The sequence below is a fragment of the Segatella copri genome, assembly GCF_002224675.1.
Lineage (GTDB): Bacteria > Bacteroidota > Bacteroidia > Bacteroidales > Bacteroidaceae > Prevotella > Prevotella copri_U.
Window position 1 is genome coordinate 183,358 of sequence record NZ_NMPZ01000002.1, and the last position, 11,744, is coordinate 195,101.

11 protein-coding genes are annotated in these 11,744 nt (G+C 47.7%); 10 read left to right on the forward strand and 1 reads right to left on the reverse strand.

Features of this window, described 5'->3' with window-relative positions; translation table 11 throughout:
- Nucleotides 1-32: 32 nt before the first annotated feature.
- The 9 genes from CFT61_RS02790 (at nucleotide 33) to CFT61_RS02830 (ending at nucleotide 9,261) form a co-directional block, all read left to right on the forward strand.
- The gene (locus CFT61_RS02790; protein ID WP_089542960.1) at nucleotides 33-1,790 is read left to right on the forward strand and encodes a di-heme oxidoredictase family protein; all 1,758 of its coding nucleotides are present in this window, start codon (nucleotides 33-35) and stop codon (nucleotides 1,788-1,790) included.
- Nucleotides 1,791-1,951: 161 nt separating this feature from the next.
- Complete coding sequence (gene ccsA / locus CFT61_RS02795) at nucleotides 1,952-4,216, forward strand: cytochrome c biogenesis protein CcsA (RefSeq protein WP_089542961.1); 2,265 nt, start codon at nucleotides 1,952-1,954, stop codon at nucleotides 4,214-4,216.
- Between the two features lie 90 nt (nucleotides 4,217-4,306).
- Entirely contained in the window at nucleotides 4,307-4,705 is a 399-nt protein-coding gene (locus CFT61_RS02800; RefSeq protein ID WP_089542962.1) for a C-GCAxxG-C-C family protein, read from the forward strand.
- 6 nt (nucleotides 4,706-4,711) lie between these two features.
- Nucleotides 4,712-4,903, forward strand: coding sequence for a 4Fe-4S binding protein (locus CFT61_RS02805; protein ID WP_089542963.1), 192 nt, complete (start codon nucleotides 4,712-4,714; stop codon nucleotides 4,901-4,903).
- Between the two features lie 18 nt (nucleotides 4,904-4,921).
- Nucleotides 4,922-5,500 (forward strand): 4Fe-4S binding protein, encoded by a 579-nt coding sequence (locus CFT61_RS02810; RefSeq protein WP_089542964.1) that lies wholly within the window; start codon nucleotides 4,922-4,924, stop codon nucleotides 5,498-5,500.
- Between the two features lie 35 nt (nucleotides 5,501-5,535).
- Nucleotides 5,536-6,462, forward strand: coding sequence for a LysR substrate-binding domain-containing protein (locus CFT61_RS02815; protein ID WP_089542965.1), 927 nt, complete (start codon nucleotides 5,536-5,538; stop codon nucleotides 6,460-6,462).
- A 118-nt stretch (nucleotides 6,463-6,580) separates the two neighbouring features.
- The gene (gene trxA, locus CFT61_RS02820) at nucleotides 6,581-6,877 is read left to right on the forward strand and encodes a thioredoxin (RefSeq protein ID WP_089542979.1); all 297 of its coding nucleotides are present in this window, start codon (nucleotides 6,581-6,583) and stop codon (nucleotides 6,875-6,877) included.
- A gap of 179 nt (nucleotides 6,878-7,056) precedes the next feature.
- Nucleotides 7,057-8,700, forward strand: a complete 1,644-nt coding sequence (gene hcp, locus CFT61_RS02825) for a hydroxylamine reductase (protein ID WP_089542966.1) — start codon at nucleotides 7,057-7,059, stop codon at nucleotides 8,698-8,700.
- 33 nt (nucleotides 8,701-8,733) lie between these two features.
- On the forward strand, nucleotides 8,734-9,261 hold the full coding sequence (locus tag CFT61_RS02830; RefSeq protein WP_089542967.1) for a hemerythrin domain-containing protein: 528 nt from the start codon (nucleotides 8,734-8,736) through the stop codon (nucleotides 9,259-9,261).
- 98 nt (nucleotides 9,262-9,359) lie between these two features.
- On the opposite strand, the gene CFT61_RS02835 is transcribed toward CFT61_RS02830, so the two are convergent.
- A complete protein-coding gene (locus tag CFT61_RS02835; protein ID WP_089542968.1) occupies nucleotides 9,360-10,292 on the reverse strand; it encodes a PD-(D/E)XK nuclease family transposase in 933 nt (310 codons plus the stop codon).
- Nucleotides 10,293-10,503: 211 nt separating this feature from the next.
- Here CFT61_RS02835 and CFT61_RS02840 point away from each other — a divergent pair, with 211 nt between their 5' ends.
- Entirely contained in the window at nucleotides 10,504-11,172 is a 669-nt protein-coding gene (locus CFT61_RS02840) for a Crp/Fnr family transcriptional regulator (RefSeq protein ID WP_089542969.1), read from the forward strand.
- The last annotated feature ends 572 nt before the right edge of the window (nucleotides 11,173-11,744 follow it).

Here is an 11,744-nt window from a genome sequence, read left to right on the forward strand (position 1 = left end):
GAAAATAAAACATTATAAAACAGAATAACATTATGATTTATCAAAGAATTAGCAAAATGTTATTGCTCGGCTTGCTTGTTTTGCCTTTGGCATCATGCTCCGATGATAACAATGTGGTAAACAATGACAAGTTAAATGGTGACTCTCAGTTTGGTAAGGCAAACGATGTTTTTGAGGCATCAGAATGGTATCCAGGTGGCGAACTTGGAACTGACGAAGGTATGAGTTATTCGGCAGAAACACCAGCTACCACCAACCAGGGATTGTCAAACAGTTTCAACAAAGGTGAGGATTTCTTCGAGCACCTTTACACTATCACAGAGGCTCCACGTAAGGGTCTTGGCCCAGCTTGGGTTCGCAGCAGCTGTATCCACTGCCATCCTAACTATGGTCATGGTAAGTTCCAGAACCAGTATCAGGCAGACCAGTTTGGCAACGGCTATCTGCTCGTAATTTATCACCCTACAGCAGGTACTACCGCTGACGGAAAGCCTTACGCAGCAAACAGCTACATATCTGAGGTTACAGGTATGCCACAGACCAAGGCAATGACTCCATTCTCTGCTCCTGTCGACGAGAAGCAAATGACCATTCAGTGGAATGAGGTTACAGCCATGCCTAGCGGTTTGGCTATGAAGTTCCCTAAGGATGGCGAGACTTTTGCTTTGCAGTATCCAGAGGTTACTATCCCTCAGTCTGCATTCAATACCAATCCTAAGCCAGACAACTATGAAGTACGTTTGGAATCAACCATCGGTATCTATGGTACAGGCTTGCTTGATGCCATCGACCAGGATGATATGAAGAAGGTTTATCAGGATGAGGCGAAACACGTAGAGTTGAACCCTGCCATGTGGGACAAGACTGCTAACGATTGGGCTTCAACTGCCTGGTACAAGTTGGCAGATGGAACCAAGATGGTGAAGAAGTTTACCTATGCCATGACCCGTGCTTCCCTGCAGGATGGTCCAGGTGCTAACGCCATCTGGAACATTACCAACGTAACACGTTCCGATCGTCATTACCTCTATACCACTCCAGCCTGGGCAAAGTATCAGAGCGAAGACCCAGAAGTAATTAGCTATATCAAGAAGCATGGTGCTGACGAATCTTCTGTACTCCACCCATACTATGCAGATGGAACTGACGAAGGTATCAAGGAGAGAGTAAACGAGATTCTGAGCTGTAACAATGCAGCCAAGTCAGCTACTTTTGAGAAGTACCTCCTCAAGGGTGCTCCTTACAATAGTGAGGAAGAGATGAGCGACAAGGATTACTATGACTTCATGGTTTGGCACCGTGGTCTAGCTGTTCCTGCAGCCCGTAACCTCGACAACGCACAGGTTCAGGAAGGTAAGAAGCTCTTCACCCAGTGGGGTTGCGCTACTTGCCACAAGCCATCATGGAAGACTGGTTCTGACAACTATTGGGTAGATAATGCTATCAAGGCTTACGCCAAGAGCATAGGTCAGGATCCTAACACCATGTTGCCAAAGTATCCAAACCAGACTATTTATCCATACACCGACTTGGTACAGCACCGTCTGTTCATGGCTAACGACATCCGCACAGGATGGTGCCGCACTACTCCACTCTGGGGACGTGGTTTGTCAAGCATGTTGACTGGTCGCAGCGACCGTTTGCACGACTGCCGTGCCCGCAACGTAGTAGAGGCTATCATGTGGCACTGCTATGATCAGCGCAGCGATGCATACAAATCAGCACTCAACTTCTACAATGCAACCAAGGAAGAGCGTGATGCTGTAGTGGCATTCATCAATGCTATCTAAGCCTTTACAAGAAGAAACAAAAATAAGAAAAGCTGCCAGGCTATCAAAAGCATTTGGCAGCTTTTTTTATCAGAATCTACAAATATACGGATTATCTCTTGCTCGTCTCCGAATAATATCGTATTTTTGCAACGGAAATTCTATCAAGATTCCAACTAAGTATGGTTAAAAAGATTATATTCATTCTTTACATCCTTGTGCTCGTATGCATGGCAGCCGCCACCATCGTGGAGAAAAGCCAGGGCACGGATTATGCCCATGCCCACTACTATGGGGCATGGTGGTTCATTCTTATCTGGGCAGTACTTGCTGCCCTCGGTGCTTTCTACATCATAAAAAGAAAAGTGAAGTGCGCTTCTACGCTGTCACTCCATCTCTCCTTCATCATCATCCTTGCCGGGGCATTGCTCACACATATATCGGCTAAACGGGGTATGATTCATCTGCGCATCGGTCAGCCTACGGATACTTATATGGCTCAGGATGAAGAGCAGGGTATGAAGGAAGAGAAACTCCCTTTCTCGCTCTGCCTGCAGAAGTTTGAAGCGAAGATGCATGATGGTACCAACGCCGTGGCTGACTATTCTTCAAAATTCACCGTAATAGACGGAGATGGTAAGAGCGAAGGCGAAGTTTCGATGAACAACATATATTCCCACCGGTCTTACCGTCTTTATCAGTCATCTTACGATGAAGACGGCAAGGGAAGCGTGCTCGCTATCAATGCCGATCCATACGGCATACCAGTCACCTATACTGGCTATGCGCTGCTCTTCATCTCCCTCGTATGGATGCTCTTCGACCCTAAGGGCGGTTATCGCAAACTACTGAAGAGTCCTTTGCTCAAGAAGGGAGCCTTGATAACAGCACTCATCCTCAGCATGGGCAATATACAGACACTGCATGCAGAATCTGCAACAGGCAATCTCCAAAATGCTGTATTGCCAAAGGAAACTGCAGAGAAGTTTGGCGAGCTTCATATTCTCTACAACGACCGCATCTGTCCGGTACAGACCTTTGCCCTCGATTTCTGCAAGAAGATATATGGAGCCAGGAGCTATCAGGGATTGACTGCAGAACAGGTACTCTCCGGTTGGGTATTCTATGGAAATACTTGGGCAAACGAGCCTTTCATTAAGATCAAGAGCGGAGAAATGAAAACAGCGATGAATCTGCCTGACTATGCTTCGCTCAATACTTTCTTCAATCGTGAGATGGGTGGCTATACCATCGGACAGTATGTTCAGGAATACTATAATGGTCAGCAGGACAAGTTCCATCAGCAAGCCGCCGATATCGATGGCAAGATACAAATCATCATGGAATTGCGAGAAGGTATCTCATTGAAAGTTCTTCCTTACACCTTCACCAAGAATGTGAAGGCTACCAAGGATCATTCATTCATCAAGGCTGGCACTACCACGTGGTTTTCACCTGTAGATAAGTTGCCACAGGCCGTGGAGCACCAGCATGCGCTCTATATCAGGAATGTATTCTCTCTGCTGAATGGTGATGTAAAGGCAGGCAATACGAGCCGTGTAAACGAGTTCTTCGTCAAGATGAAGAAATATCAGGAGGTTAGTAGCGGTAATTCGCTGCCAACAGCTACACAGTATAAGGCAGAACGCATCAATAATGCCTTTCCTTTTGCAACTATTCTCTTCATGGCAAACCTCACACTGGGCTTCATTGCCCTCTTCTACACCATCTATCGCATGACGAAGAAGAGAGAAATCAAGGTATTGAACATCGCTTTGCCTATCCTGCTTGGCGTATCCTTCCTTGCCTTAACCTTCGGATTGGCATTGAGATGGATTATCAGCGGCAACATACCTATGTCTAACGGATATGAAAGTATGCTAACTGCAGCCTGGTTCGTGATGCTTATCAGTATTCTGATGCAGTTGCGCATCCGCATCGTGATGGTATTCGGCTTCCTGATTTCAGGATTCTTCCTTCTGGTAAGCCATATCAACCAGATGGATCCTGCTATCGGACAGATGATGCCGGTATTGAACAGTCCGTTACTCAGCATCCATGTCAGCATCATCATGATGAGCTACGCACTGCTATCCTTGACTTTCATCTGTGGCATCATGGGTATCTGCATGCGCTCTCATGGCGACGAACTGCGGGATTTAAGCCGTCTCTTCCTCTACCCTGCCCTCACCACGATGGGGTTCGGCATCTTCATCGGAGCCATCTGGGCTAACGTGAGCTGGGGTAATTACTGGAGTTGGGATAGCAAGGAGACGTGGGCGCTCATCACCTTTATGATATATGCCGTAGTAGTGCATACGCAGAGCCTGCCTGTTTTCCGCAAGCCGCTGGTGTATCACATCTACATCACCCTAGCCTTCCTGAGTATCGCCATGACCTACTTCGGTGTGAACTATTTCCTCACGGGCATGCACTCTTATGCATAGATAGAATCTATGAAATAATAGCCATAATCTTTCGTTTATCTATCATAAAAGCCGTATCTTTGCAGCAAATTTCAAATAAACAAGATTAAAATGGAAACAAGAAAAGAAGTTGCAGCAGAAAAGAAGCGTTGTGGATCTCATAACTGTACCCAGGCAGTGGTTTGTACCTATTATGATTATACAGGTATCGACGAAGATACCCTCAAGAATGTGGGCAATGCCTTTGCAGCAGGAATGGGAAATATGGAAGGAACCTGCGGTGCCCTCGTAGGAGCAGGTGTGATATTGGGTCTTGCCACCAAGGATAAGGCAAAGGCTATCAAGGCGATGCGACAGATTATGACCCAATTCCAGCAGCGCAACGGAGCTACCCAGTGCAGGCTTCTCAAGGGCGTAGGTACGGGAAAGGTCCTCAGAGAATGCCCGCTCTGCGTAGCCGATGCGGCAGAATTTCTGGAAGAGCAGTTGGATAAACTAACCGATCAGTAGAAAACGATGGCAAAATACAAGGCTCAAAGCGAGCACGACCGCTGCGTGGCATGTGGTGTTTGCGTAAAGGTGTGTCCCAAGGATGCCATCAGCATCTACCGGGGATGTTATGCAGTAGTGAATGAGGATCTGTGCATAGGTTGCGGCATCTGTGAAAGGAATTGTCCGGCAGGAGTCATGCACAAGGTATTGAGATAACAGATAAAAAGCATTTTTATGGCAAGACAAAAAAGCAAGAAGTGGAGTGATTATTTGTGGCTGGTATCCGCCACCTATTTCACCCTTGGATTCTTCAACATCGTGTTTGCGTGGCTGGGAGTCATCTGTTTTATGATTCCGCTGTTTATGGCAGTTTTCGGAGGCGGCAAGGGATATTGCAACAACTATTGTGGACGAGGTCAGCTTTTCCTGCAGATAGGAAATACCCTGGGATGGTCGCGCAGGAAGGTAGCGCCAAGATGGTTATCATCCAAATGGTTCCGTCATGGATTCCTGCTGTTCTTCATGTTCTTCTTCATCCAGATGATCATCCTCACAGTGATGGTGGCAAAGGGAGCAGAGAATCTCCATCAGACCATTCATCTGCTCTGGACCTTTGATGTTCCCTGGCACTGGGCATATCCTGTAGAGATAGAACCCTGGAAGGCTCAATTTGCCTTCGGTCTCTATGGCATCATGCTCACTTCCCTGATAGTGGGTGTGCTTCTCACCATCTTCTACCGTCCGAGAACCTGGTGTGTTTTCTGTCCGATGGGCAACATGACTCAACTCATCTGCAAGCTCAAGGCAAGATAAGCCCTGTACTTGGCTGATATAAATAGAATAACGATATGAATGTACAGCAACTGAAATATATTGTGGCACTCAACCGCTTTCGCAATTTTGCGAGAGCGGCAGAGGCTTGCCAGGTTTCGCAGCCCACGCTCAGTGCTATGCTTGTGAAACTGGAGGAAGAACTGGATACCCGTATCTTCGAACGAAGCAATAAGTCTGTATCTCCCACTGCATCAGGCAAGAAGATTATCCGTCAGGCAGAAACGGCATTGCAGGAGATAGAACGCATCTCGGAAATCGTGATGGAAGATAAGGGAGAGATAGGCGGAAAGCTGTCACTCGCCGTGGGACCAACCATTGCCCCCTACATTCTGCCCAAGTTCATCAGACACTATCGGGAAAACTATCCATCGGTGGATCTCAACATCCAGGAACTGAAGGCTGATTTCATGCTCGATTCCCTGCTTCGTGGTGAGACGGATGCCGGCATAGCCATCTCCGACAATATCCGTGAGGGCATTCTGGAGATACCGCTCTACACGGAGAAGTTCTATGTGTATCTTGCCGAGGGCTGCTGGCGCAAGCTTCCTGTTTTCAAGCCTGAGAATCTGGAGTATGAGAACATGTGGATTATGAAGGAGGCACAGTGTCTGCGCAACAGTGCCTTTTCGTTCTGCAAGGCGCGCAGCAAGGGTCATCATATCTATGAGGCAGGCAGCATCGAGACCCTGATAAGGATAGTGGATGAGAATGGTGGCTTCACCATCATTCCAGAGATGCACCTCCCTTTCCTGAGTGAAGAACAGAAGAGGAATGTAAGAAAGATAGAGGGAGATTATCTGTCTCAGCGGCGCATATCGCTCTATATCAGGGAGGATTACATCCGTGAGCGGATGCTGAACACCCTAGTCGATACCCTCAAGATATTCATTCCGGAGGAGATGATGGGAGAAGGCATCAGGAAATACGGCATCAGGTTGTAACCTTAAAATGAATAGACTCCATCTATCGCCGCATTGACTGAGTGATTTGGTGGAATGCCGGATTCTTCTTATCTTCGCACCGATAAAAACAAGTAATAACTTTTAAATATCAATAATGATGGAAAAATTCAATGAAATGATTAACGGCGAACAGCTGACATTGGTAGATTTCTTCGCTACCTGGTGCGGACCTTGCAAGATGATGCACCCTATCCTGGAACAGCTGAAGGAGAAGATGGGCGATGACATCAGAATCCTGAAAGTAGATGTAGACAAGAACGAGGCACTGTCCATGCAGTACCGCATTCAGTCGGTCCCTACCCTCATGCTCTTCAAAAAGGGAGAAATGGTCTGGCGACAGAGCGGAGCCATGAGCCTGAATGATTTGATGCAGAAAATTTCGCAGCTACAATAATAGCCCTGCTGAAAACGAAATCCGTTCCCCCACACTCTTTTTATGTTTTTTTAATATCCTACGGTCACAATTGTTACCGTAGGATTATTTTTTAAGCCGTAATTTTGCAGCCGGAAACCAGGAATGGCAGATTGCCGCCTGGAAGAAAACATTAAAATAACTCATTAATTTATAGCAATATGACAGAAAACAAGATGTTCTGTTTCCAGTGTCAGGAAACAGCTAAGGGTACAGGCTGTACCATCAAGGGTGTTTGCGGTAAGGAGGCAACAACTTCCAAGTGGCAGGATCTGCTGCTCAGCGTGGTTCGTGGCATAGGAACCATACAGCATAGCATAGGCGAAGAGCCGACACCAGAGGTAACCCATTTCCTCACGGATGCACTCTTCACCACCATCACCAACGCCAACTTCAACGACCAGGATATCCTGCAAAAGGTAGATAAGGGCATCGTACTGAAGAAACAGCTGCTGCAAAAGGCGGCAAGCATGAATATCCACCTACCTGGCTATCAGGAGGTAACCTGGGGTGGCGAGAAGACAGACTATGAGGCTGAGGGTGCCCGTGAATCCGTGCTCCGCCACGAGAATCCAGATATCCGCTCGCTCAAGGAACTCACCATGCTCGGTCTGAAGGGTATGGCAGCATACTACGAGCACGCAGCCCATCTGGGAGAAGAGAACAGCGAGATCATCAGCTTCATCTGCCGTGCACTCGCCACCATCAGCAACCCTGATGCTGATATGAACACGCTGCTGGGCGTGGTACTCGAAACAGGAAAGTACGGCGTGGATGTGATGGCACTCCTCGACAAGGCCAACACCCAGGCATACGGTAATCCGGAACTCACCCGGGTGAACATCGGCACAGGCAGCAATCCGGGCATCCTCATCTCCGGTCACGACCTGAAGGATATCGAAGATCTCCTCATCCAGACCGAAGGCACGGGCATCGACGTCTATACCCATGGCGAGATGCTTCCTGCCCACTACTATCCGCAGCTCAAGAAGTACAAGCATCTGGTGGGCAACTACGGCAATGCGTGGTGGAAACAGAAGGAGGAATTCGAGAGCTTCAACGGTCCTGTAGTCTTCACCACCAACTGCATCGTACCGCCATCGCCATCGGCAGGCTACAGGAACCGCGTCTTCACCACCAACTCTACCGGTTTCCCTGGCTGGAAGCATATCCAGGCGGGTGCCGACGGCCACAAGGACTTCTCCGAGGTGATTGCGCTTGCCAAGACCTGCCAGCCACCTAGGGAGATAGAGACAGGCGAGATCATCGGCGGTTTTGCGCATGCCCAGGTCTTTGCCCTGGCAGACAAGATAGTAGAGGCTGTGAAGAGCGGAGCCATCCGCAAGTTTGTGGTGATGAGTGGCTGCGATGGCAGAATGAAGAGCCGCAACTACTACGAGGAGTTTGCCAAGGCGCTGCCTCAGGATGTAGTGATACTCACCAGCGGCTGTGCCAAGTTCAAGTACAACAAGCTCAATCTGGGCGATATCAACGGCATTCCTCGTGTGCTGGATGCCGGTCAGTGCAACGACTCCTATTCCTGGGCGGTTGTGGCATTGAAGCTGAAGGAGATCTTTGGAGCCAGCGACATCAACGAACTTCCTATCTTCTTCAATATTGCCTGGTACGAGCAGAAGGCAGTCATCGTACTTCTTGCCCTGCTGCATCTGGGCGTAAAGAACATCCATCTGGGTCCTACGCTCCCAGCCTTCTGTTCACCAGCCGTACTGAAGGTTCTGGTAGATACCTTTGGCATTGCCGGAAACGGAACGGTAGAAGAGGACATCAAAAAATATATAGGATAAAAGGAATTTAATAATTTTATATTACAACAGGATATGAGAGCATCAAAATATCAATTCGAGGAGTGGCCAACCGATCTGCTGATCGATTATGCCCTCAAGATTCATCACCGTGGAATCCGTGAGAAGGGTCCGGAAATCCTCAGTCTCATCCACTCGATGATGGGTGAGAATCAGTTAATGGCAGAAATAGAGAGTCTCTTCAGCGAGTGCATGCTTGACCTGGAGAACCATCTGCAGAAGGAAGAGCAGGTTCTCTTTCCGTTCACCTATCAACTGATGGAATCGCAGCTTACGGGTCAGCCTGCAGCGCCGATACATTGCGGCTCTGTAGCCATGCCTATTCACGTGATGATACTGGAACATGATAATGAGACCAAGCGCCAGCAGCGCCTCAGAAAGCTCACAAACAACTACACCCCGGCAGCTGATGCCAGCGGAGATTATAAGTTGCTACTGAGTCTGCTGAAGAATTTCGCAGAAGATCTGAACGAGCATGTCTATATAGAGAATGAGATCATCTTCCCTCGCAGTCAGCTGCTGGAACAGCAGCTACTGAGTTAAGGGAGAATTTGCAGCCGTTAGACAACGTCCATGTCGAGCATACAACAATAAAGGGAGATTTCTTGGCGAAATCTCCCTTTATCTATTGCAAAAAGCAGCTATAATTTCTTGATTTCATCTAATGACAACTGGGTTGCTGCTGTCACTTGCTCGGCAGACAAGCCCATTGCAAGAAGACGACGGGCTGTGGCCTTCTTCTCATCTTTGGCTCCTTCGGCACGACCTTCTTCGCGTCCTTCTTCTCGACCATCGGCAAGACCTTTCTGCCAGCCATCATCATAACCCGTCTTGATAACGCTGCGCTGATAGCGCAGATTCTCCATGTGACGGACATAATCATTCTTTTCCGCTACGGTCAACTTATCTATATCCAGGCATTTGCGGGCATCTGCCAAACCTGGGGCCTGGGCTGCCTCGCTGATCTCGCCGGTCTTGAGAAACTCGATCCATTCATCCAGATTGTTCACCGCCAGCTTATCAAAGTTGTTCACGCAGAGCAGATAATACTCCGGGAATATGTCTCCGGCTTCGCGATTAGTCTTGCGCCCCTGAGGGATTTCATCACCGAAGAAGAGTTCACTCTGTCGGTTGGAGAGTTTCAGGATATCATTCGGCTGATGCAGTCCCTGGAACATCGTCTTGCCATGATATACATAATCCTTAGCCTGTCCCAATGTGAAATACACGATATTGATGGAATATACCTTGCGCACTTTGTCGTAATCATCGCCCAGACTGATATTGTCTGTGATGACCTTGGAAACTCCATAGAGCATACGGTGGAAATAGGTATGTTCCCGGGTATTCTGTATCTCGAAGATGATGAATTCTCCCTTCTCATCCTCTGCCAGGATATCCACTCTGTTGAATTTATCATTCTCGGTCTGCTGGTTGCTCTCACTATCCAGGAATCGGTTGATCTTGAATTTCTCGTTCAGCAGCGAACACATAAAGCCTTCCAGCACGGCATAGTTTGCCTTGTTGCGAAGCAGGCGCTTCATCGCCCAGTCAAATCTGATATAATTTGCCATATTCTTCCTCCATCTATTAATTTTCAGCTGCAAAGTTACGACTTTATTTTAAGACACCAAAGTTTTTTCGTATTTTTCTTGCTTATTACCAGAGCTTTAGCTAGTAAGATTCTACTCTTATAGGGCGTGCGGAGATTCTGCCTTCAAGATTCTAAAGGAAGCAAACAATAAATCGGGGGAAAATGCGTTATTGAATATAAAACTTAAATGTATGAAAGAATCAATATTCGTTACCTTGCAGAAATGCACGGTGTTTGAGGGGTTTACTCCAGAGGAAATCAGAGAGGCACTGTCGATGGTAAGCTACCGGATGGTGGAGCTTGCTGCCAGGGAAACCTATGTGCTGGCAGGAATGCCCTGCAGATATGCCGACATCATTGTCGAGGGGGAGATGATAGCCCGCATGTCGGGATTGTCGGGCAAGCAGGCCCAGATAGATAGGCTGGGAGAATCGATGCTGATTGCCCCTGCCTATATATTCGCACATAATAACGAGATGCCCGTAAGCGTGGAGACAAGCAGGAAGACTACCCTCCTGCGCATGAGGCCTTCGGAACTGAAACTGCTGATAGATACCGACGAACGCATACGCTGGAACTTCATCCAGCACCTGTCAAGGATAGATATCTTCCTTTCGCAGAAAATGCGCATGCTCTCCCTTTTCTCCGTCAAGGAGAAGGTGGCGCAATACCTCATCAAGATGGCCATCGAACAGCAGAGTAGAACCATCCATCTGGATGTCAGCCGACAGGAAATGGCGGATATCTTCGGTATCCAGAAGTTCTCGCTCCTCCGCTGCCTCTCCGAATTCGAGGAGAAGGGTGCCATCAGGATTGAGGGCAAGACCATTACCATACTCAACTCGGATGAAATGAAATAAGGAGCAGGAATCTATCTATCTAATTATCAAATACTTAGCATTCAACCTCTCGCTGAGAGTGTAGCTTCAGCAACCCCCATTCGCCGAGATGGTAGCTGTTTCTCGCCAAGATGGTAGCATAAAAATCACCCACTCCCCGAGAGTGTAGCAACGCCAGGAAAGATGTTTTCTGATATCGGCATATAGGGTGCTTGCAGGAGGCATATTGGGCATCAGCCTACACCCAATATGGCATGAGCCTGCATCATATATGACGCAGACAGGTATCATATATGACGCAGGCAAGTATCATATATGACGTAAGCGTTCATCATATATGACGCAGGCAATCATCATATATGGCACTCAAAAGCAGGATAATAGTAAGCCTCTTTCAAAAACACTCTTCACTCTTCACAAAAATAGCATAAGTGTTTGTATCTAAGGAATTTGTGCGGGTGAAGAGCTTGCGCCACTCTTCACCACTCTTCACCCACTCTTCAACTTCAATATTTTTTGGAGAGATTTCCATTAGTTAAGTAATCCTTCGGTCATCAATGATGACCAGCTTCAGTCTCCAATGATGTCAGGAC